Here is a 20862-nt window from a genome sequence, read left to right on the forward strand (position 1 = left end):
CCTGAAACTATAAGAGAAGTAAGTTTACCCCTTCAAATACCCCACCATCAACTCAGCGGCGCGTTCGGCGGTGCGGTACTCTCCTATTTTCTCGCGTACAAGGGCGTAACCGTCTTTTTGTTTTTTAATGAAGTGCTTGTCGAAGAGGATGCTTTTTAACTCGGCTGTTACCTGCTTGCCAGTAAAATCGTCTTGAATCAGTTCTGTAACTACCTGCTTACCAGCTATCAGGTTCACCAGCGAAATGTAAGGCACTTTTATCACCCACTTACCGATGGTGTAAGATATTTTGCTGGTTTTGTAGCATACCACCTGCGGCACATTAAACAGGGCTGTCTCAAGAGTGGCTGTACCGGATGTAACCAGGGCCGCTACCGAGTGCGAAAGCAGGTCGTAGGTCTGGTCGTATACTATTTTAATGTTCTTGTCTTTGTTGTACTGCTCGTAATACTCCTTACCGAACGTAGAAACGCCAGCCACTACAAACTGGTAATCGCGGAACGACGGCAGGACGCTCAACATCACATCGAGCATGTTCTCAATCTCCTGCGCACGGCTTCCCGGAAGTATAGCAACTATAGGCTTGTTATTTTGCAGTCTGTTCTTTAACCTGAAATCCGGAGTAACGACATGGTCAGTTACCGAATCAGAAACCGGGTTGCCGATATAATCCACATCATAATCAAAACGCTTATAGAACTCCTTCTCAAACGGCATGATCACGAACATGCGGTCTACTACTTTTTTGATTTTATGCGCGCGGCCCTGGTTCCATGCCCAGATCTTCGGAGAGATGTAATAGAAAACTTTAAGCCCTTTGTTTTTGGCAAACCTGGCAATGCGCATGTTAAAACCGGCATAATCTACCAGTATCACCACATCGGGTTTATAGTTGGCGATGTCGGCTTTTGCCTCTCCCAGGTAGCCAAAGATCTTGCGCAGGTTCTTAAAAACTTCGGCAAAGCCCATAAAGGCCATGTCCTGGTAATGGCGCACCAGGTCCATTCCGGCTTCCTGCATCATGTCGCCGCCCCAGCCACGTATTTCCGCGTCCGGGTCTTTCTTCCGAAGCTCCTTTATAAGGTTAGAACCATGCAAATCACCTGATCGCTCGCCAGCTATAATGTAGTATTTCATGTAATGCAGAAACGTAATGGGCTACCTGAACAGGTATAAGCGCACTAAAAATTTAAAAGGAAATTATTCTCCGAAGTACTCCACGTAGTTGCGTGGGGTTTCGTAAAGTTTAAGGCTGTGCAGTTTCGCGTTGGATATTTTTTCGATCTGCGGGGCCAGGATATTCCAGAACTCAATGATCAGGTTCTCGGTGCTGGCCAGTTTGCCTTCCATAAAAGCAACATCCAGGTTCAGGTTCTTGTGGTCTACCTTCTCGATGATGTGCGTACGGATAAGCGTGCTCAGTTTTTTCAGGTCTATCACAAAACCGGTATCGGGTTCCGGCTTGCCTTTTACGGTAACGATGAGCTCGTAATTATGCCCATGCCAGTTGGTATTTGCACACGGCCCGAACACTTCCTTATTCTTTGCCAACGACCAATTCGGGTTGTGCAGCTTGTGGGCTGCATTAAAATGCTCTAATCTGCTAACGTAAATCATCTAACTGCTAAACTTGTAATTTTTTCTGGACAGCAAATATACGAAGAAAGGAACACCAAAGAACGAAGTAATGATTCCAATTGGCAGTCCGGTTGGTGGATAAATTATCCGGGACAAAAGATCGCAGAGCAGCATGAACAAACCACCCACAAAAGCGCAGAAAAGCAGGTTGCTCCGGCCAGTTGTGCCCAGCAGACCACGCGTTACATGTGGAACAATGAGTCCCACAAACCCGATCGGCCCCGACGTAGCCACTGCAAAGCCTGTAACTATAGAAACCGTGATAAGTATAGCCCAGCGCGTATGCGACACCTGCACGCCCAGCGCCTGCGCCCTTTCGGAACCCAGCATGAGTATGTTCAGCTGCTTCTGTAGAAAAGCGAAAAGGATAAGCGCAACTATAAGTGCCACGGCCGGGTAAGGCAGCAATGTCCAGCTGGCCCGCTCAAAACTGCCCATACTCCAGAAAATAACCGACTTCAGCTTCCCTTCCGAATCAGAGAGAAAAGTTAGCAAACCAACCATAGCCGTGCAAAGCGAACTGATAGCAATTCCGGCCAACAATAGTTGCGCAGGTATAAGCTGGCGTTTACGATAACCAAGTATAACCACTACCAGCGTAACTATAAAAGCGCCCGCCATAGCCAGCACCGGCGGCATATAAAAACCAGCCACCGAAATATTCACAAACCCAAAGAAGACCAACACAGCCCCTAACGATGCTCCCGAAGCCGTGCCAAGCAAGTAGGGATCAGCCAATCCGTTATTCACCATTGCCTGCATTAAATAGCCGCAAAAAGCCAGCGCAGCCCCAACCACTAAAGCCAGCAGCAAACGTGGTAAACGCAGGTGAACTATAGCATAATGGGTGGTATTATCGGGGTTATAGTTCAGGAAAGCTTCGGCTATAGTTGAAAGGTCCGACTCAAAAGAACCGACCTGTAACCCCAGAACTATAACGATAGCTATCAGCAACAGGGCAAGTATAAAATATAAGCCACGCATCATGGATATAGAAACCCTTCCAGCTCTTTAAGCGATTCCACAATTCTTGGCCCCGGCCGCTCTATCAGGTTTCCTGTTGGCGCGTAAATTCGGTTGGTCTTGTATGCTTTTATTTTGCGCAGCTCCGGGTATTGGTTGAAGAATGTCTGCTCCAGTTTCTCTTTGGTGCCGCCCATCAGCACATCCGGGCTCAGCTTTAAAATATACTCGCGGGTAAGGGCCGGGTAAGGTTGGTCAAATGTTTCCTGCACGGCATTCTCAGCACCTAAAATTCTGAGTTTATCAGTTAGCAAAGTATTTTGGCCATACACATAGATCGGGTCGGTCCAGGTTATAGTTAGCACTTGCAGCGGGTTATGTCGGTTCTTATACTTTGCTTCCAGTTGCTGCACTTCTTTTCTAAGCGAATCTGCAAGGTGGTTGGCTACCTGTTCACGGTTCATGATGCGTCCAATGTCTTCTATGCCTTTTAAAACATCTTCTACGGTTCTATACTTTTGGTAATACACCGGTATGCCCAGTTCCTCAAGTCGGGCGGCTACATCCAGGGGAGTCATGCCTTCGCTGGTAAAGATCAGGTCGGGTTTCAGGGCAAGTACCTGTTCCAAGTCTATGGGGTAATTGCTAACTATAGGTTTGGTATAAACAGCTGCTGGATAGTCGCTGTCAGGAGTTCGGGCAATGATGTTGGAGGTATCAACTATAGCAAAAAGCATTTCAGCCATTGCCGATGTAAAACCGAAAACTCGTTTTGGTTTTTCAGGCAGATGCAGCTTGCGACCCAGGTCGTCAGTTATAGTTATCCCCTGCTTTTGCTCTTCAGGCTTTTGCTGGCAACCAACTATAGTTTGCAGCCCAAGTATAAAGCTCAGGAAGTATAAAGTATAAACTATGGTTTTGTTCTTCATCGGGGCAGGACCTGCTCTGGATATTTTCGTAAATTTACGCAAAATCTAACATAGCCCTAATTCTATGATCGTAGTAACCGGTGCTGCCGGGTTTATTGCCAGTTGCCTGGTAAGCCGACTTAACGCAGCTAACTTTAATGATATCGTGGTGGTGGATAATTTCTCCGTCGCTAAAAAAGAAGATAACCTGAAAGGCAAAAAAATAAAGGAGTTTGTTGACCGCGATAATTTTATAGAGTGGCTGGACAAAAACTACGAAGAAGTAGAATTCATCTTCCACCTGGGCGCCCGCACCGATACGACTGAGTTCAACAAAGATGTGTTTGACCTGCTGAACTTGAATTACTCTAAAGCGATCTGGAATGCCTGCTGCGAGTACCAGATCCCGTTGGTTTATGCGTCTTCGGCAGCTACGTATGGTTCCGGCACGTTGGGTTATGATGATGACGAAGCCACTATTCCGTTACTGAAACCGCTTAACCCGTACGGAGAGTCTAAGAACGATTTTGATATCTGGGCACTGGAGCAAACGGCAAAGCCTTTCTTCTGGGCCGGTCTGAAATTCTTTAATGTGTATGGCCCTAACGAATACCACAAAGGCAAAATGGCATCGGTTATTTTCCATGCTTACAACCAGATAAAGGACCACGGCAGCATGAAACTCTTCCGCTCGCACCACCCCGATTTTAAGGATGGCGAACAGATGCGCGACTTCGTGTATGTTAAGGATGTGGTAGAGGTGTGTATGTTCCTGATGCATCACCGCAAAAACTCCGGTATCTATAACTTAGGCTCAGGTCAGGCCCGCACCTTTATGGACCTTGCCCTGAATACTTTCGATGCCATGGGTGTAACTCCGAACATTGACTTTATGGATACCCCCGAAAACCTGCGTGACAACTACCAGTATTTCACGGAAGCCAATATGAGCAAACTCCGCTCCATTGGGTATGATAAGCCGTTTTATAGTTTGGAAGAAGGCGTGAAGGATTACGTGCAGAACTATTTGATGGAGGGGAAATATTACTAATTGCCTGAACTAAGACTTTTAAAATTGAATAGATTGTTGGATTAGGCTTTAACTATAAAACTATCCAAAAAACTATAGTAAAGGCAGAAATTCCCCTCCTCGGAGGGGCAGGGGTGGGTTAAAAGTCTGATAACGTAAAACATCCCCCTAACCAAAGGATTTACAGGATTAAAGGATTAGCGGGATTTCTGGAAGAACATGATATTGGGGATTCGACTCATTTTTATTGTAGGGATAGGTCGCGACCTGTCCGTACGATAGGCTGAAATTATCTAACTATAAAGTTAACTATAGTAGAATTTCCTCTGGGGTTAAGGTGTGTTAAAAAGTCTGCTAATGTAAAACATCCCCCTACCCCCTTCAAAGGGGGACTTTCTTTTAAGAGCAGGGGTAAACGCCAGACACTAACAGGAGCTGCGCGCACTGCCAGGTCTAAATCCTTTGATCCCAATAATCTCAATTCAGAAATTTGAGTAACTTAAAACTCCCAAACTATAAACTATACTCTTATGGACCAGGCTGAAAAAACGATGATCGATAACCTGCACAAAAACACAGGTAAAACGCTGGAAGAGTGGATCGGAATTGTAAAGGCGAAGAATTTTGCCAAACACGGCGAGATCATGAAATTCCTGAAAGAAGAACATGGCTTTACGCATGGCTTTGCCAACATGGTAGCTCTGAAAGCAAGAGCTGCCGATGCTGGATCTGTAGAGAATAAAGACGGCCTGATAGAGAAGCAGTACAAAGGCAAAGAACACTTTAAGCCTGTGTATGATACTCTACTTTCTGAGATAATGAAGTTTGGCGATGATGTAGAAGTAGCCCCAAAGAATGCCTATGTAAGCCTGCGCCGCAAAAAGCAGTTTGCTATGTTACAGCCAGCTACCAAAACCCGCTTCGAAATCGGGTTGAACATAAAGGGGCAGGAAGCAACCGGCGTACTCGAAACTATAGACAAAGCCAATGCCATGTGCTCCCATAAAATTAACATAGCTTCTCAGGAAGAAATCACGCCTGAAGTTGTGAACTGGATAAAAACTGCATACGAACAAGCCGGATAATTTATTGACATGAAATACATTTTAACACTTGCCATACTTTGCAGTCTGGGCCTTGCCGCCAACGCACAAACCACCAACCCCGACTATAACAAATCCTTAGCCGACTCGCTGGGTGCCGACAACTATGGCATGAAGCAGTACGTGCTGGTAATACTTAAAACCGGCTCCAACACCACCACCGATAAAGAAAAACTAAACCAGTACTTCCGTGGGCACATGGAAAACATCAATCGTTTGGTAAAAGAAGGGAAACTTATAGTTGCAGGCCCGCTTGGCAAGAACGACAAAACCTACCGTGGCATTTTTATACTTGATGTGAAGACGGTAGTAGAAGCTCAGAAATTAGTAGAAACTGACCCTGCCGTTAGAGCAAAAATCTTTGATGTAGAACTATACCCTTGGTATGGCTCCGCTGCCCTGCCTCTATACTTAGACACGGCAAAGAAAATATCGAAAGAAAATCCTTAAATCAACAAAACCGTCATTTCGAACTAAGTGAGAAATCTATTTAAGATAATATTATAAGTGTTTTAAATAGATCTCTCCTATCGTCGAGATGACAAATTTAGTTTAAGTTGATAGCATTGGTTTGATACTATACAACACATTTACTCCCTATCAAATATCTCTGCTTCGTTTTTAAAGGATTTGAATTCCAGCGGGTTGCCGCTGTAGTCCAGGAAGAACATCGTGAGTTGTTCTCCTTTTTTGCCTTCGTAGCGGGTGTATGGTTTCACGACGAACTTGACGCCGGCATTTGCCAGATTCTCCTGTATTCTCATAAAATCATCGTAGCCAACAATGCATCCAAAATGCGGAACGGGCACTTTTATGCCATCGACCTTACCACAATAATCTAAAGGCGGAATATCAGGGCTGACATGGGCCGATAACTGGTTGCCGAAAAAATCGAAATCGATCCAGTGCTCGGTGAAATCGCCAAGCTTACAGCCTAAAATGCCGTTATAAAAATCGCGGGTGCTTTGTATGTCTTTTACTTTAAAAGCGTAATGGAAAGCGCTCATCTTAATAGCCTAATTCAGGTGAAACAATGTTTTTAAGTGGCTTGCCTCGCTGAAGCCTGTCGTAGTTATCCAGTATCTGCAAAACGGCCGACGCCGGGTCGGTAATGCTGGCAATGTGTGGTGTTATGTTGATCTTAGGGTGACTCCAGAACGGGTGATCTTTGGGCAAGGGCTCTTCCCGGAAAACATCCAGGCTGGCACCTGCTAAGTGTCCGCTGTCCAGCAACTCTACCAGGTCTTCGTCTACCAAATGTTTGCCTCTTGCTACATTAATTACAAAGGCATTGTTAGGCAGCTTACTAAGCGTCTGTTTGTTCAGGATATTCTCTGTTTGCGGCGTTAAAGGCAGCAGGCAGATCAGGATATCAGACGTCGCCAGGAAGCTATCCAGTTCTTCATCTCCCTTGTATACTTTTATACCTTCCAGCTGTTTTTCTGTGCGTGCCCAGCCATTTACCTGAAAGCCTAATTTGGTCAGTTCCGCCGCCGCATGTGCTCCCAGCGTACCCATTCCCATAATACCAATCGTTGTATCCTCGGTGGTGAGGTAGCGTTTGCGGCTCCAGTTGTGCTGCTGTTGGTTCAGTTTGTGCACCGTCAGGTTCCGCATATGGTTCAGTACCAGCGCCATTACAAACAGGCCCATGTCCCTGGTCAGGTTCGGGTCTTCAAGTTTGGTTATAGTTGCGGATGCAGGCAGTTCCGGGTCGCGGAGAATATGATCAACGCCAGCACCCATCGAGGCAATGCATTTAATGTTGGGATACTCTTTGAAAACTCCCAGCGGATGCCCCCACGTAAGGGCAAACTCTACTTTATCTTTTGCAGCTACATCCGGATGCACAAGCACTTCCAGCTCAGGCCGTTTCGCCTTCAGTGCCTTTTCCCAGCCATTCGTTTCTTTTCCTTCTGTAATGATAACTATAGACATGATGGAGATTGGTGATGTGCTAGAGGCTTTTATAGTTTAGTCATTTAAAGAATCAATACCTTGCTCTTTAAGCCGTTCCAGGTGGTCCTTCATGGCTTTTACCTGCTCTGTTGCGTGTCCTTGCCAGTTTATAACTTCACCCACAACCCGGAATGGGTGTACCGAACGATACGATTTTGTTGGGTTACCCGGAAATTTTTTATCTGTCAGGTCTGGATCATCTTCAATTGGCCCAGTTGGTTCTACTAAATAAATTCTTTCCCGTCCTTCTCCAGATGCAAGTTCAGCACCCCATATAGCTGCATCCAACGTCGCTGTCAGAAAAATGTATTTCGCATTTTTCCTTTGTCCATAGTTCGAGTTAAAACCAACTTCAATCAAGTCCCCAACCTTTAAGTCAACCTTTGTCCCATGGAAATAAGTTTGAGTGAAAGGTGTCGCACCCCGATCTTTTGATTTGTTTTCGTCTTCGCTTTGTTCCATGGTCAAAGTAACTTTATGATGATTGCGTCGAGGTTGCTTCTTCTAATTAAAATGCACCTAACGGTTAGTGCATAATGTGGGGAGGCGTAGCCGCAGCCTTTATTGTGAACCTTGTTGGTAAGAGTTATTTTATCCACGCTTCAACATCTTCTATATTGTGGGTAAAGTCAATAAACATCTTCTTATCCAACTTGAAAGCATTGTTAAAATTTACAGTCTTCTTAAACTGATAAGTATCAATGTTAAAGCTAACTGTCCCAGAGCCCATTACATCATCTTTGTCCACAATTTGGCTGCTTGAGCTGGAACTACTTGATATAATATCCAATCCCTTAGCTTCAAACTTCGCTTCGTCTAATTTTGCAAATTTAACATCGTCACCGCCATGACTAAAAGTTGTTGAGTTCTTTCCCTTTTCTCGTTTCCAATCATTAGAGATTCGCTGCTCAATTATCAGAAAGCTATCTCCATTGAAGTCAATAATCCTGACCCACATGCCATCTTTTTTGTTGCCTGGCAATGCTGGATATATGGTTAGAAGAATTGAATCTGTCTTAACACTCACTCCGTTTAAATTAAACTCAAAGGGACCAATTTGCTTTAAGCCGGGCTCGTTAGTTAAGTCGGATAGTTTTATTGTTCCACTCCCATAATAGTTGCTTTGGACTTGGTTAAATTCTTCTATTGATTTTGATGATTTACTTTTTATTGCTTCAAGATTCTCCTTTTCTAGAGTGATTGAAATTTCAATGTCATCACCAACTCTTGGTCCAGGATTGAACACAGTTAATTTTGAATTTTGTGACCAGCTCTGATATGAGACAAAAATTAATAGTGCGAGTAATACTGCTCTCATTAATCGCTTTTATTTATATGTTTTAATTTTTACTAACTATATCATATAAGGAGTTATTTTGATTATCTGCCTTATAGTTGCAAGTCTATTCCATCTATTCGATCCTAATAGTCAAACAATATAATAATTTACCTACAACAGAAAAATTTTAGAACAACACCGATACCTGCGTTCTGCCGGTATGCACTGCCCCAATTCCATTGGCCTTTCGGCCGTCATAGTTTAGCGAAATGTTGAGGCCGTTGCTCAGGCGCTGCTGCACATTCAGGCTCCAGGTAATGTTGTTACCTGGGCGTAGAGCGTTCAGTATCTCGTAGCCTACAAAAGAATTCTCTATGCCTGTGAATCCGATCTTTACATAGCGCAGGTTACCGGTTACGGCGCGTTTATTTACCTGGCTTAGTTTCGTTTCCAGGCCCAGCTCGTGGAAGTTTGCTTGCTGGTTATCCCCTTCTATATTCAATTCGTCTTCGCGGTGGGCAAACTGGTATGTACCTGTAAAACGCAGTCGGGTATTGGGTTGGTAAGCCAGCTCCGGCGATAGCTCTGTAGATCGGATCCTGAAGTTCTTAGATTCCAGGAAATTGGATTGGTTCTCGCGCACATTTACGCCTGTAGTTAGCTTCGTGCTCAGTACTTCGTTCAGGTTCAGTCTTCCGATTATGATATGGCTACCAACATTCCGGGTTTCGGTACCATTTGCTAAAAGCGACTTCTGCTGGTTCTGTTGAAAAGTATATTCCAGGCCGTATTGCGGGTTGCTACGGTTAAAGTAAACCGAGTTGCGCAAAGTTCTGGCCATCGAGATCAGGAAAGCATCTTCAATATCCTGGCTAAAGGGGTTAAAGCGATTCTGCAAATTGTCGTCTGTTGTCTTTTTATCGATGCTGATGAAAGTGAGGACGGCAAACCGGGCAGCAAAACCTTTTACACCCTCATCGGTTCGCCAACTGCGGGGTGCAGTGGTGTTCAGGCGATAGGTAAACTGGTTGGTATATGCGTTGATGTATTCGTCGGTGGGCAGGAAAATTTTGATGTAGCGCTGCTGGTCTACCGTCTGGGCTTCCAAGTAATCGTTAAGATCATTCGGGTTGCCGCCTTCGCGCAGGTAGTGTGTTCCCTGCCCAGGCAATGTCTCTCTAAAAACAAAGATGCGTTTAAGTTCCCGTCCGGTACCTACAGCATAGGTTAGCTCCGATCTTAAGCTGCCATCTAAAAAACTCGCATTATAGTCTACCCTGTTCTGTATCGTTTCCTCCAGTCGGCCATCTGATAATTTAAGCTTGCGGTAAGTTGCCTGTAATGCCAGGTCGCTTTCTTCGCCAATAGGTGTGCTAAGCGCTGCATTATAAGTCTGCCCTACTTCCGGTGCGCCAAACTCACCGATATTAGTTGGTCGCTGGTCGGTGCGGTGGCTATAGTCTACCCTGAAACGCGTGCGGGCGGTGTCTCCGCTTTCTACATAAAAAAGGTGTTCATCAAAATACTGCGCAGAGCCGATCAAAGAGTCAGATCCTATAGTTGTGATCTTATTCTTATCGAAGCGGTACACATAACCAGGGGAAAATTTTCTGAACTTGTATTTTGCCCCAATATCACCCCGGTACCAGTCCGACTGTGAAGTATTCTGTTCGCTGTTCAGTAAAAAGAAATTATTACGAAGTTCTAATCTGCCGATCTCCTTTACCAGGTCCAGGTAATGCTGCACACCATCCAGTTGGTTCTCGCGTAATCTCCGGCTGATGCGGTAGCCATATAGGTTCTTCGGATCTTTTACAGCGCCTACCGAGAAATTAAAAATGTGATCTTCGGCTTTCTGATCTGATATTTGCAAACTCCAGTCGCGGTCAAATTCTATGGGGCGATAGCGGTCTATGGGTTCAAAATTCTCATCCGTGTACTCATAGTTCAGGGTGCTGTTTAGTTTATAGTTGCCCAGTAATGTCAGTTCTTTATCCTGCACCTGGTAACCGATCCGCATCGCTTTGCCATTATCGTCGGCAGCATCTACATTCGAGAAACGGTTCAGGTCATTCTGAGATGCAGCCCCTTCCAGGAAAACATTCACGCCTTTCTGTAGCTCATAGCCGGCCCCCATCGTTATCAGCTGCTTTTTGCGGGGAGTAGGTACTATTCTAACAGGCAGATAATTACCTTGCCGCACGCCATTTACAGGAGCTACCCAGCGGTAGACACGTCCGTTTACAGTAGTATTCGCCACTATATAGTTACCTTGCCCCTGACCTACTTCCGAGAAACGCACATTATAGTAAGCCGAATCAGGGTTGGTGGAATACACATAGATCTCACTCGGGAAACCATTAACTACTGTATCTTTTCGGGCATACAACACTTGGTTTGGGTCGAAAGCCACGCTGTCTATTCCCGGAATCACAGCCCGGTTCAGGTCATCCCCAATTCTCGAAAGCAGTTCTTTGTCTTCATCGCGCAGGTCCAGGTTGAGAAGGTTGTTGGGGTTGTCCTGTTCGCTATAATAGTTGCCGTAAACGCTTAGTTTGTTTAGTTGCTGGTAATGGCTGGCGTGGTAAATGCTGCGGCTATAGTTCTGGTCCGAATACTCAAAATCAACTTTTATCCGGGAATTCTTCGTGATGACATGTTTGGTTGTGAACGTGATCTCTGCCTGGTTATAGTCTATCACATAATCGTAATCATAACCTCGCAACAGCAACCTGCCATCCAGAAAAACCCTTTCAGAATTGGCCAGCACTATAATAAAACGCTCATTATTTGGCCCGCGCAACCGGTAAGGCCCCAGCACACCTTCCAGCGGCTGAATTTCCTGCGATGCAAACTTGCCTTTAGATGCAGATGCTGCCATAGTCGTAATTCCCTGTTTCTCCGGCGACTGCCCTATAGTTGTTTCGAAGGCTGCGCCCTGTACGTTTTTATAGAACTGCAGAAAGTAAGATGGCCTGTTTCGCAAAACCACATCACCGGCAGTTAGCTGCCATAGTTTGTGTTTCAGGGTAATGTATACTTTATCAAATTCCTGCAACTGCTGCGTATTCCCTTCCGGCTGAAACGGGATGTTCTGATCAGTTATAGCGGCGGTTATACTTATCTCATCTGTCAGTTTTCCGTCTAACTGTAAGTTCAGGGCTGAGTTCACAAATACGTTCTGGGTGTTACCAAACGATATTCCCCGGCTGATGCTACCTGTCTTGTTCAGGCCAGGTGTCCTGAAGATCTCTTCGCGGGTTGTAATGTCTTCCTGGTAAAAGCCTTTGTTAAACGAGCTCATGTCCAGTTTGGTTATATCTCTCCGGAAGGCTGGCTTGGTAAGATTAAGCGGCAACACGCGGTAACAGATCAGCACCGAATCAGGAATAGCCATCATGGTGCCAAGCGTATCCAGGGTTACAGAATCCGGGGCAGGAAAGCGGGTAAACGTAAACTCGTTGCGGCTATAGTTGTAATCAAAACTATACTGGTCTTTCTTAGGCCCGAAGAACTCTATAGTTGAGGGTAGCAAGGTCATTGAATCCAGTACTATAGGCTCTGAAGTTACCCGCAACCATTGGCAGCGCTTGTTGCTCAGGGGTTTCTGGGCCAGCAAGGGCAGGCATAAAAAGAACAGCAATATGCTTATAACAAGCCTTTTACAACACATGCTGAGCTACCGGCAACGTGATCTTGAACGTAGTACCTTTCCCATTTTCAGTCTCAAACCAGATCTTACCGCCAGCATTCTCAATACCGCGCTTCGCCACTGCCAGGCCTATGCCCGAACCTGTATACTTGGTGCTGAAGTTTGGTACAAACACTTTCTGACGGATATCTTCCGGAATGCCGCTGCCGTTATCTTTAATATCTATCATTACCTGCTCCGGCGTATAGTTCAGATCTACTTTTATAGTTGGCTTGCGTGTGGCAGGCACCGCCTGTATGGCATTAAGCAGCAAATTGTTAAAAGTACGAACCAGCAGGCTTTCGTCAGCCATTACCATCACTGCTTCTGTTGGTATATTGGTCGTAACTTTTGCCGAAGCGGGGTCATTGTGCAGGTCAGCGGCTTTGCGTAACGCTGCGGCCACGTTTACCAGTTCTGCCTTAGGTTCGGGCATCGAGGTAAAACTGGAGAATGATGTGGCAATGTCGCTCAGGATATTGATCTGCGTTATTAGCGTCTGAGATATCTTACTGATAAGCTGTTCGGTATTCGGCCTGTTTTCTTCGATCGCTTTTTGCAGGTATTGCAACGATAACTTCATCGGTGTAAGAGGGTTCTTGATCTCGTGTGCCACCTGTCGGGCCATTTCGCGCCATGCAGCTTCTTTTTCCTGTATGGCCAGGTCCTGTTTGTTCTGCTCCAGCGTCAGCAACATACGGTTATACTCATTTACCAGCATCCCTATCTCATCAGCACCTTCGTAGGCCAGCATTTCGTTTTTACCCGTCAGCGATGTCCGTTTTAGTTTATCAGCCAGCAAGCGAAGTGGTACCGTTAAAGCCCTCGAAGCAAAGAAAGTCAGCAACATAAAGATGATGAACATAACCGTAAAAATGTTCATCGTAGTGGTTATCAGCTCTATCAGTTTCAGGTCCAGCTCTTTTTCAGAATCGAAGAAAGGGATACCCACAAAGCCGGACAATGTAAACGGATCGTTGTTAACCCGAAGCGGCAGATACACAGCATTAAAAGTAAGATTACCTGCCTTTTCTTCTAAAAACACCCGTAGCGCCTGCCGCTCCGATATGGCCGCAAACGCCTGCGGATTAAGCAGTTTAGACAATAGACCTGCCTCAAATATCAACGGCTGACTGGTAGTTATCAGGCGGCCGTTACGGTCGTATAGGTTTATGTCGGTTTCGGAGATGCCGGCTATTTCAGAGATCCGTTTCTGTAATTCACTCCGGTTCTGCAACACACCTGTACCAATCAATGCATTCAAATTTTCCTGTATAGCTTTCCCGCGCTGTTCGTAGGCCGTTTTAAGGTCTTTTTTGTAGGAGGCGGTAACCAAACTGGCTATGGCGATACTGCCCAGCAGCAAAGGCAACAGAATACCAAAGTTCAGAAACACCTGAATTTTAGTACTGAAATTAGGCCTGAACTCCCGGATATAGTTGCGCCTGCTTAACAGGATGAGAAGCCCCAGCACTATAAACCCGGCCATAAAGATCAGGAACAGGAAAGAGAAGTTGGAAAGCACCTCTATGGCACTATACTTCTCGTTGGTAACTACCAGCACTTTGTCTTTACCAGCCACCACGCCAAAATGGTGGTAATCGCCCTGGTTGTGCCCGTCTTTATAAAATTCAGAATGCCCTATATGGTCAGGGCTCAGGTTGGTGGCATAGTCGTATTCGCCTTCGCTATAGCTCAGTTTCCTGTTCTCGTAAATAGCATAGCTCAGCAGGTCCATCCGGAAAGGCTGGTTATGCTGCTGGTTGCTCAGCAGCTCGGGCACCAGGCTATGGGGCAGCAGCTTTTGCAAACTTAGCTGTAATACTATAGTTCCTGTCTGCCCGTAGGCCAGCGGCACTTCTATCAGCTTAAGATACAAGCGAGAATTATACCTAGCCGGGTCCTGCACCAGGAACAGATTCTTACGTTCGGTCCGGTTTTCGGGTGTATTGTATTTACGAAGCAATTCCTGCAAGGTAGCTGCCGTAGAGTCCGCGCTTTCAAGCGAGTTTCCCTGGCTATCAAACAGCAGCACGCTGGTTTCATACTTGTCAAAATAATCCCGGAGATACTGTTTCGATATCTTGCGTTTTATAAAAGATGCATCCACATACGGGCCCAGCATTTTAAGTCGTATCAGGCCATCCTTTGCTATCTTTTCAGCTACTTCATCCAGGAAAAATTCGCCTACTACATCGTTACCCTGTATAATGCTCGATGCGAAGCTCTGTTTGTATAGTTTAACTTCATTCTGGTAATGCCTGAACAGCGCAAATGCCCCGGTCAGTGCGCTCATCATGATCGCAAGCAAAATAAAAAGATAGCTACGATAAGCCGTACTGACTACATTTTTATGCTGCGCCGATAAAATAATGACAAACCAGAATAACGTACCAATTACCACCACACCCCAGAACTGCAGATTTGCCAGCACCGATACCAGCAGCAGCCCCAAACCGATAAGGAAAAGCAAACGGTAAGGCCACGACTTTGGCTCTTTGTAAAGTAAAATTATAGTGGTAGTGGTAAGCATATAGGCAAATCCGCACAGTGCCATGGTGTGCAGCAGCATAATGCTATAAAGTATAATCTTATATTTCGAGAATTCCAGCGATTGGTTAATGTCCAGTATCAGCGGGGAGTTGTGGTAGATGCCATAGTAGAACAAAAACAAAACTATAAGCAACATGTAAAAAGCCAGTATACAGCTGATAACAATGGGACGCCTGTAGTTTGCTTTAATAGTTTTAAGCTGTGCCAGCATGTTGTGCTTCTGGAACAGGTACAGGCCGGCCACAGAAACCGTAAGCAGCAGCAACATATTTATTGCCAAATCGCCCACAGACGGAGACCAGCGCGACGCAGCGTATAGTCTTGGGTCAAACAGTTCTGTATCGGCAATAGCGAAAGGCAGGTTAAATGCCAGTAACACAATGCGCAGAAGTATCAGCAGAACTAACATGGTAATTACACCACGGCCATAGTTGCCACGCTTTACCTGCTGCCGGCAATAAACTATAGTTGCCACCACATAAAGTAAAATACCAAGCACCAGCAGAATGAGTTGTATCGTTTGCCTGCTCTGGTCTATTTCATTTTCGTTAAGATCTACCGAGAAAAGGTAATTGCCCTGTGGCGACCGGACCTGCGGAAGCGCTACCCTCTGATCCGGAACTATACCGGCTACAGGCTCTTCAAATATCTCCTCGGAAAGCGATTTGTTCAGGGATTCGTTTTTTAGGCGGTAGTCTGTTTCGAGGGGTATGTAAACAAATATCTTGTATCCTTTTGCCTGGTATGGCACCACTATAAAAGAACCATACTCACTACTCGCAAAGCCTACCTTTTTGGCATCCGGGGTTATATCCAGATCAGTAATGGCAACATGTGCCGACCAGAAGACCAAGTTGTTATTTTTATAGATCAGCGTCGGGTATTCAGTTTTGTCCAGTACCGCAGAAAAGGAAACGTTGTCGGGTGAAAGTTGAGTACCTATAGTTTCAGCCTGCGCTTTGGCTTTGGCTATACAGGCAGTGGTACGCTCCTGTATCGTTGCCAGCTTTTTGTGAGTGCCTGAAAATATAGCAGGAGCCGGAATTATGTAAAAATGAATAGCAACCGTAACTATAAAACATAGCAACGAAAACAGTAGAAGTATAAAGGGTGTAACCTTCCGATTCAAGATTTAACAGTTTATCTCACGAATTTAACTAAAACGCAGGATAAGCCCTATTGATTCAGTACAGATTTATAGTTTGTTATAGGAAGGATTGTAATCGATGCCCGAAAAAAAGTGCAACATCAGCACGCGGGAGTAGCGAAACAGCAAAGGTGCAGCAATAACCACTACAGCAGCAACAGTAGAAATGTAAACCCATGTGGGCGGATCTCCGGCAAGATTGTAAAGCAGAACACCAACTATAACCACGATGGCTACCGAAAAACCATAGCTGATGTACATTGCTCCGTAAAACAGGCCTACCTCCACTTCGTAATGCAGACCGCAAACAGGGCAGTCGTCATACATGCTATCGAATTTGCGGAGGTTATAAGCCGGATGTGTGAAGATCTTTCCCTGTCGGCAACGTGGGCAGCGGCTTTTAACGATCGCCTCTGCTTTAGATGGTGCTGCCATTCTTGTTCTTCTTGTTGCTCTTGTACCACAAGAAGCCTACTGTCCCAATCAAGATATACGGTATAGCCATTAAGTAAAGTATACCTGTGTTAAGCCCTGATCCAACATCCGAATCAGCTTCGGTGCTGCCCGTACCTACATTAGACTCAACAGTAGCACGGCACATAGCGCATTGGCTATAGCTGTTCGTGCTTGTAGCAAGCATAAGCCCGAATACCAGAACTATAGTTAGTAACCCTTTGATCATCAACTTTTTCATATGCCTGACAAATAATATACCTTACGTATTTTAACTATAATATGGCGAGATAAGTAAATAAACCAACACACCTGTAATGGCTACATACAACCAGATCGGGAATGTCCAGCGGGAGATGCGACGATGACGTGCAAGTTGGTTTGTAATGCCAAAGTAAACCGATAGCAATACCAACGGAACTATAACAACTGCCAGCACGATATGCGTAAGCAGCACAAAATAATAGATATATTTTAATGCCCCTTCTCCGCCATAAATGGTACGCTCACCTAAAAAATGGTACGTTACATACGACACCAGAAACACCGCCGATAACCCAAATGCTGTAAGCATTGCAGCGCGATGTACTTTTATGTTATTACGTTTTATGTTATAGTAACCAACTATAAGCGCAATGGCTGTAAGTGAGTTAAGAATAGCGTGTAGCGGCGGCTGAAACGAAACATCTACGGAAGTATCTGCTACTGATTTATCTAAAAAGAACAAAGCAGCTACCGCAACCGGTATAAGAACAGACAACCCAGCGATCAAAAACATCATGCGTTTATCGCGGCTAGCATTGGTATTATTTACTTTTACTGTACTCATCTAACAAAACATTAATCTCTAATATAAGCCGGTCTACTTCCGTTACACTAGTGCCTTTGTAAACCCCTCTAACTTTATGCTCTTTATCTACAAGCATAAAACTGTCGTTAAGTAAGAAGTCTTCCGGGCCACCTGTTTTTTGTAGGGGTAGCTTAAAACCTTTCTCAGCCAAACTATAGATCTCTTTCTTAGCACCCGTCAGGAAATGCCATCTGGTAGTATCGGCTTTGTATTCGGCGGCATATGCACTTAGTACACTCGCAGAGTCTTCTTCCGGTTTTACAGTTATGGAAACAAGAGCTATCGTCGGATTGTTCTCATATGCTTCCTGCACCCGTACTAATTGCGAGCTCATTTTACGACACAGAACCGGGCAATCCGTGTAAAAAAAGTTCACAACATAGATCTCTCCCTTCAGGTCGGCCTGCGAAAAAGCGTTGTTGCTCTGGTCAGTAAGTGTAAAATCCTGGACTGTCTGGAAAAGCGTATCCCCTTTCTCGGTATACAAAATTTCACCTTTATCATTCGTCTCCGGGAAGTAGCCCTTTAGCTTAAAGTGGTGCTCCCCGAAAATATAGATAAATATAAAAACGAAAATAGGCACTAATAGTAGGAGTCCTAATATTAGTGCCTTTAACTTACTCATGTAGTATTTTTTATTTGAAGTAATTCGTGATCGACTCGAAGTAATAGCTTCCTTCTGCGATCAATGCTATCATTAGCCATGCCACCAGCGCCATTGGTAAAAGCACTGACCAAATAAGCACTTTAGATTCGTGCTTTAAGTGCATGAATTCACCAACAATATAAAATGCCTTAAAGATGGTAAGGATAATAAAGATAGAGTTACGAACTGTACCGGCATCCATGGTAAAGGCAAAAAGGAATTCTACCGCCGTCAGGGCTACCAGTATGAAAAACGTTTTCCAGATTGCCTTGGTCTGTGGCTTCGGAAGTTCTCCGGTTGTATTATAATCTTGTTCGTGATGCGTTGCCATATGTTATAACGTTTATACCTGTTTTCTAAACTACAGGTAATTAGTTTATACTTTGTTCTGTTAGATCAGGTAGAAGAATGTGAAAACGAATACCCACACAAGGTCTACAAAGTGCCAGTACAGACCAACTTTTTCAACCATCTCGTAATGTCCGCGCTTGTGGTACAGTCCGTTCACTGTATTAATGAATACCATGATCAGTAACACTACGCCTGATAATACGTGAGTACCGTGGAAACCTGTGATAAAGAAGAACAGGTCAGCGAACAATGGAGGGCCATACTGGTTCACAGTCAGGTTAGCTCCGAATACGCGGGTACCATCTGCTAACAGCATTCCTTCTTCAGTACCAGTTATAAAGTGAGCCCACTCCCATGCCTGGCAACCAAGGAAAGTCGCACCAAACAGGATAGTCCAAAGCAACCACTTCTGCACATCATTCTTATCCATTCTGTGTCCTGCTTCTACGGCTAGTACCATCGTTACAGAGCTCAGAATCAGGATCATGGTCATAAGTGCCACGAAAGCAAGCGGAAGGTCCATGCCATGCAGGCCCGGGAACGCATTAAATACTTTTTCTGGGATAGGCCACCATTCTGTAGAGAAAGTAAAGTTCTCCGGTGTACCTGTATATGGCAAGTGAGCATGACGCGACAGACCGTATACAATTAGAAAAGCGCCAAACGTGAACGCATCAGAAAGCAGGAAAAACCACATCATGAGTTTTCCATAGCTCGCTTTCATTGGTTCATTACCACCGTCCCATGTACCTGTGTTAGGTGCTTCCAGCGTAGTTGAAGTAGACATAGTTTATGTATAAAACGTGTTTAGTGATTTACCTGTAAAAAGAAATACAAATATAGCCAAAGTCCTCCTAAAAAGTGCCAGTAAGTAGTACATAACTGTATACGCAGCATATTTTTAGAATGCACTTTATATTGCAGGCTGGATATCAGCACTATAAATAGAAATATCAGTCCGGTTATTAAGTGAAAACCATGTACCCCAGTTAAAACATACAGAAATGAGCCGGCAGGGTTACTGTCAGCACCACCGAAGTACACATTATTCTGTACAAGGTCTCCCCAGGCTTGTAATTGGCTATAAAGGAAAGCGATTCCTAAAACCGTAGTTGCCGCCAACATTATCTTAACCATATTCAGGCTATTCTTTTTAGCGGCATTGTAAGCCAGTTGCATTGTAATACTGCTTAGCACCAAAATTGCAGTACCAAACATAAAAGTAGTAGGTAGATCAAACTCAAGCCAGTTACCTTCTTCTCTTCTTACAATGTACGCACTGGTAAAAGCCATAAACATCATAATTATACTTACGATGATAAGCCAGAGTACATACTTTAGTGGTTGCTCACCACTTGTGTTGTTTTTATCTATGTTCGCAACCATAACTATAGGTTAACTTTATCTAAAACAAATGCGATCTGAACGATCGGTAAATATAAAAATGACCCGAACATGATATTCATAGCTGCCTTTTTAGTGCAGGTACGCATGAGATAAAATGTTTGCGCCAGGAATAACACACCACATACCACAGCAATTAATGCTGATGTTGTACCTGTCATACCAAATTGTAATGGTAACAAGCTAAACGGTATCAGTACCAGTGTATAGATCATGATCTGAATAGCTGTTTTCAGGTTTTTACCCCCCGCCATTGGCAGCATTTTAAATCCTGCTTTCTTGTAATCATCATCCAGTACCCAGGCTATCGCCCAAAAGTGAGGGAACTGCCACATGAACTGAATACCGAATAAGATCCAGGCTTCTACACCTAAAACTCCGGTTGCAGCTACCCAGCCAATCAGCGGAGGCATTGCACCTGGTATTGCTCCTACAAACACACAGATCGGGCTTATACGTTTAAGTGGTGTATAAACAAATCCGTATAATATCAACGATATCAGTGATAAAGCTGCAGTCAGCATATTGAATGTTAAGCCAAGGATCAGCAGACCTGCCACACCTGTAACTATACAAACGCCAATTGCTTCAGCTACACTAACCTGCCCTGTTGGCAAAGGTCGTTTAGCTGTACGTTTCATCAGCTTATCGTGGTTCCTTTCAATAATCTGGTTTATGATGTTAGCGGACCCTGTTACTAATAATCCTCCTAACATTACAAGAGCTATCTCCCAGTAGGTAGCTACTGGCCTGCCAAGTATAAACCCGATAGCACTGGAAAAGGAAACGGTAAAGCTCAACCTGAACTTCAGTAATTTAAAATATGCCGAAGCTTTAAGTCCCATTCCTAGTTGTGGCAGTAGCGTTTTCTTTTCTTCTATCAACAT

General features: G+C 44.6%; 21 protein-coding genes. 3 read left to right on the forward strand and 18 right to left on the reverse strand.

Annotated features, from left to right (window positions below; genetic code table 11):
- Nucleotides 1-24: 24 nt before the first annotated feature.
- The 4 genes from lpxB to ABS362_RS00215 form a co-directional block, all read right to left on the reverse strand.
- The gene (lpxB, locus tag ABS362_RS00200; protein ID WP_350409965.1) at nt 25-1137 is read right to left on the reverse strand and encodes a lipid-A-disaccharide synthase; all 1113 of its coding nucleotides are present in this window, start codon (nt 1135-1137) and stop codon (nt 25-27) included.
- A gap of 63 nt (nt 1138-1200) precedes the next feature.
- A complete protein-coding gene (locus ABS362_RS00205; protein ID WP_350409967.1) occupies nt 1201-1617 on the reverse strand; it encodes a 6-pyruvoyl trahydropterin synthase family protein in 417 nt (138 codons plus the stop codon).
- A complete protein-coding gene (locus ABS362_RS00210) occupies nt 1618-2625 on the reverse strand; it encodes a FecCD family ABC transporter permease (RefSeq protein ID WP_350409969.1) in 1008 nt (335 codons plus the stop codon).
- Nucleotides 2622-3530 carry an ABC transporter substrate-binding protein gene (locus tag ABS362_RS00215; protein WP_350409971.1) on the reverse strand — a complete coding sequence of 303 codons (909 nt, stop codon included), beginning with the start codon at nt 3528-3530 and terminating at the stop codon, nt 2622-2624. The genes ABS362_RS00210 and ABS362_RS00215 overlap by 4 nt, the downstream gene beginning before the upstream one ends.
- Nucleotides 3531-3594: 64 nt before the next feature.
- On the opposite strand from ABS362_RS00215, the gene rfaD reads away from it, so the two are divergent.
- The 3 genes from rfaD (at nt 3595) to ABS362_RS00230 (ending at nt 6092) form a co-directional block, all read left to right on the forward strand.
- Entirely contained in the window at nt 3595-4560 is a 966-nt protein-coding gene (gene rfaD, locus ABS362_RS00220; RefSeq protein WP_350409973.1) for an ADP-glyceromanno-heptose 6-epimerase, read from the forward strand.
- Between the two features lie 509 nt (nt 4561-5069).
- Nucleotides 5070-5624: a DUF4287 domain-containing protein gene (locus ABS362_RS00225; protein WP_350409975.1), complete on the forward strand. Its 555-nt coding sequence runs from the start codon at nt 5070-5072 to the stop codon at nt 5622-5624.
- 9 nt (nt 5625-5633) lie between these two features.
- Entirely contained in the window at nt 5634-6092 is a 459-nt protein-coding gene (locus ABS362_RS00230; protein WP_350409977.1) for a YciI family protein, read from the forward strand.
- A gap of 140 nt (nt 6093-6232) precedes the next feature.
- On the opposite strand, the gene ABS362_RS00235 is transcribed toward ABS362_RS00230, so the two are convergent.
- The 14 genes from ABS362_RS00235 to cyoE all read right to left on the reverse strand — a co-directional run bounded on the left by ABS362_RS00235 (nt 6233) and on the right by cyoE (nt 20862).
- Nucleotides 6233-6649, reverse strand: coding sequence for a VOC family protein (locus tag ABS362_RS00235; protein ID WP_350409978.1), 417 nt, complete (start codon nt 6647-6649; stop codon nt 6233-6235).
- 1 nt (nt 6650) lies between these two features.
- On the reverse strand, nt 6651-7580 hold the full coding sequence (locus ABS362_RS00240) for a 2-hydroxyacid dehydrogenase (RefSeq protein WP_350409980.1): 930 nt from the start codon (nt 7578-7580) through the stop codon (nt 6651-6653).
- Nucleotides 7581-7616: 36 nt separating this feature from the next.
- A complete protein-coding gene (gene arr, locus ABS362_RS00245) occupies nt 7617-8063 on the reverse strand; it encodes an NAD(+)--rifampin ADP-ribosyltransferase (RefSeq protein WP_350409982.1) in 447 nt (148 codons plus the stop codon).
- 124 nt (nt 8064-8187) lie between these two features.
- The gene (locus ABS362_RS00250; RefSeq protein WP_350409983.1) at nt 8188-8919 is read right to left on the reverse strand and encodes a hypothetical protein; all 732 of its coding nucleotides are present in this window, start codon (nt 8917-8919) and stop codon (nt 8188-8190) included.
- A gap of 148 nt (nt 8920-9067) precedes the next feature.
- Nucleotides 9068-12523, reverse strand: a complete 3456-nt coding sequence (locus tag ABS362_RS00255; RefSeq protein WP_350409985.1) for a DUF8818 domain-containing protein — start codon at nt 12521-12523, stop codon at nt 9068-9070.
- 19 nt (nt 12524-12542) lie between these two features.
- Nucleotides 12543-16253 carry an ATP-binding protein gene (locus tag ABS362_RS00260; RefSeq protein ID WP_350409987.1) on the reverse strand — a complete coding sequence of 1237 codons (3711 nt, stop codon included), beginning with the start codon at nt 16251-16253 and terminating at the stop codon, nt 12543-12545.
- 66 nt (nt 16254-16319) lie between these two features.
- Nucleotides 16320-16706: a DUF983 domain-containing protein gene (locus ABS362_RS00265; protein WP_350409989.1), complete on the reverse strand. Its 387-nt coding sequence runs from the start codon at nt 16704-16706 to the stop codon at nt 16320-16322.
- Nucleotides 16690-16965 carry a hypothetical protein gene (locus tag ABS362_RS00270; protein ID WP_350409991.1) on the reverse strand — a complete coding sequence of 92 codons (276 nt, stop codon included), beginning with the start codon at nt 16963-16965 and terminating at the stop codon, nt 16690-16692. The genes ABS362_RS00265 and ABS362_RS00270 overlap by 17 nt, the downstream gene beginning before the upstream one ends.
- Nucleotides 16966-16995: 30 nt before the next feature.
- Nucleotides 16996-17553, reverse strand: coding sequence for a DUF420 domain-containing protein (locus ABS362_RS00275; RefSeq protein ID WP_350409993.1), 558 nt, complete (start codon nt 17551-17553; stop codon nt 16996-16998).
- A complete protein-coding gene (locus tag ABS362_RS00280; protein WP_350409994.1) occupies nt 17531-18199 on the reverse strand; it encodes an SCO family protein in 669 nt (222 codons plus the stop codon). The genes ABS362_RS00275 and ABS362_RS00280 overlap by 23 nt, the downstream gene beginning before the upstream one ends.
- 10 nt (nt 18200-18209) lie before the next feature.
- Nucleotides 18210-18551 (reverse strand): cytochrome C oxidase subunit IV family protein, encoded by a 342-nt coding sequence (locus tag ABS362_RS00285; protein WP_350409996.1) that lies wholly within the window; start codon nt 18549-18551, stop codon nt 18210-18212.
- A gap of 60 nt (nt 18552-18611) precedes the next feature.
- Nucleotides 18612-19358 carry a cytochrome c oxidase subunit 3 gene (locus ABS362_RS00290; RefSeq protein ID WP_350409998.1) on the reverse strand — a complete coding sequence of 249 codons (747 nt, stop codon included), beginning with the start codon at nt 19356-19358 and terminating at the stop codon, nt 18612-18614.
- A gap of 20 nt (nt 19359-19378) precedes the next feature.
- The gene (locus tag ABS362_RS00295) at nt 19379-19957 is read right to left on the reverse strand and encodes a cytochrome c oxidase subunit 3 (protein ID WP_350409999.1); all 579 of its coding nucleotides are present in this window, start codon (nt 19955-19957) and stop codon (nt 19379-19381) included.
- A gap of 2 nt (nt 19958-19959) precedes the next feature.
- Nucleotides 19960-20862: a heme o synthase gene (cyoE, locus tag ABS362_RS00300; protein ID WP_350410000.1), complete on the reverse strand. Its 903-nt coding sequence runs from the start codon at nt 20860-20862 to the stop codon at nt 19960-19962.

It is taken from the genome of Pontibacter populi, assembly GCF_040278685.1.
Taxonomy (GTDB): domain Bacteria; phylum Bacteroidota; class Bacteroidia; order Cytophagales; family Hymenobacteraceae; genus Pontibacter; species Pontibacter populi.

Bases quoted from the DNA above. Each gene is read 5' to 3' on its own strand.
- ABS362_RS00215 (WP_350409971.1), bottom strand. From the start codon at position 3,530: ATGAAGAACAAAACCATAGTTTATACTTTATACTTCCTGAGCTTTATA.
- ABS362_RS00285 (WP_350409996.1), bottom strand. From the start codon at position 18,551: ATGGCAACGCATCACGAACAAGATTATAATACAACCGGAGAACTTCCG.
- ABS362_RS00240 (WP_350409980.1), bottom strand. From the start codon at position 7,580: ATGTCTATAGTTATCATTACAGAAGGAAAAGAAACGAATGGCTGGGAA.
- ABS362_RS00205 (WP_350409967.1), bottom strand. From the start codon at position 1,617: ATGATTTACGTTAGCAGATTAGAGCATTTTAATGCAGCCCACAAGCTG.
- lpxB (WP_350409965.1), bottom strand. From the start codon at position 1,137: ATGAAATACTACATTATAGCTGGCGAGCGATCAGGTGATTTGCATGGT.
- ABS362_RS00235 (WP_350409978.1), bottom strand. From the start codon at position 6,649: ATGAGCGCTTTCCATTACGCTTTTAAAGTAAAAGACATACAAAGCACC.
- ABS362_RS00225 (WP_350409975.1), top strand. From the start codon at position 5,070: ATGGACCAGGCTGAAAAAACGATGATCGATAACCTGCACAAAAACACA.
- rfaD (WP_350409973.1), top strand. From the start codon at position 3,595: ATGATCGTAGTAACCGGTGCTGCCGGGTTTATTGCCAGTTGCCTGGTA.
- ABS362_RS00250 (WP_350409983.1), bottom strand. From the start codon at position 8,919: ATGAGAGCAGTATTACTCGCACTATTAATTTTTGTCTCATATCAGAGC.
- ABS362_RS00265 (WP_350409989.1), bottom strand. From the start codon at position 16,706: ATGGCAGCACCATCTAAAGCAGAGGCGATCGTTAAAAGCCGCTGCCCA.
- ABS362_RS00275 (WP_350409993.1), bottom strand. From the start codon at position 17,553: ATGAGTACAGTAAAAGTAAATAATACCAATGCTAGCCGCGATAAACGC.
- arr (WP_350409982.1), bottom strand. From the start codon at position 8,063: ATGGAACAAAGCGAAGACGAAAACAAATCAAAAGATCGGGGTGCGACA.
- ABS362_RS00295 (WP_350409999.1), bottom strand. From the start codon at position 19,957: ATGGTTGCGAACATAGATAAAAACAACACAAGTGGTGAGCAACCACTA.
- ABS362_RS00270 (WP_350409991.1), bottom strand. From the start codon at position 16,965: ATGAAAAAGTTGATGATCAAAGGGTTACTAACTATAGTTCTGGTATTC.
- ABS362_RS00210 (WP_350409969.1), bottom strand. From the start codon at position 2,625: ATGATGCGTGGCTTATATTTTATACTTGCCCTGTTGCTGATAGCTATC.
- ABS362_RS00290 (WP_350409998.1), bottom strand. From the start codon at position 19,358: ATGTCTACTTCAACTACGCTGGAAGCACCTAACACAGGTACATGGGAC.
- ABS362_RS00230 (WP_350409977.1), top strand. From the start codon at position 5,634: ATGAAATACATTTTAACACTTGCCATACTTTGCAGTCTGGGCCTTGCC.
- ABS362_RS00280 (WP_350409994.1), bottom strand. From the start codon at position 18,199: ATGAGTAAGTTAAAGGCACTAATATTAGGACTCCTACTATTAGTGCCT.
- cyoE (WP_350410000.1), bottom strand. From the start codon at position 20,862: ATGTTGATAGAAGAAAAGAAAACGCTACTGCCACAACTAGGAATGGGA.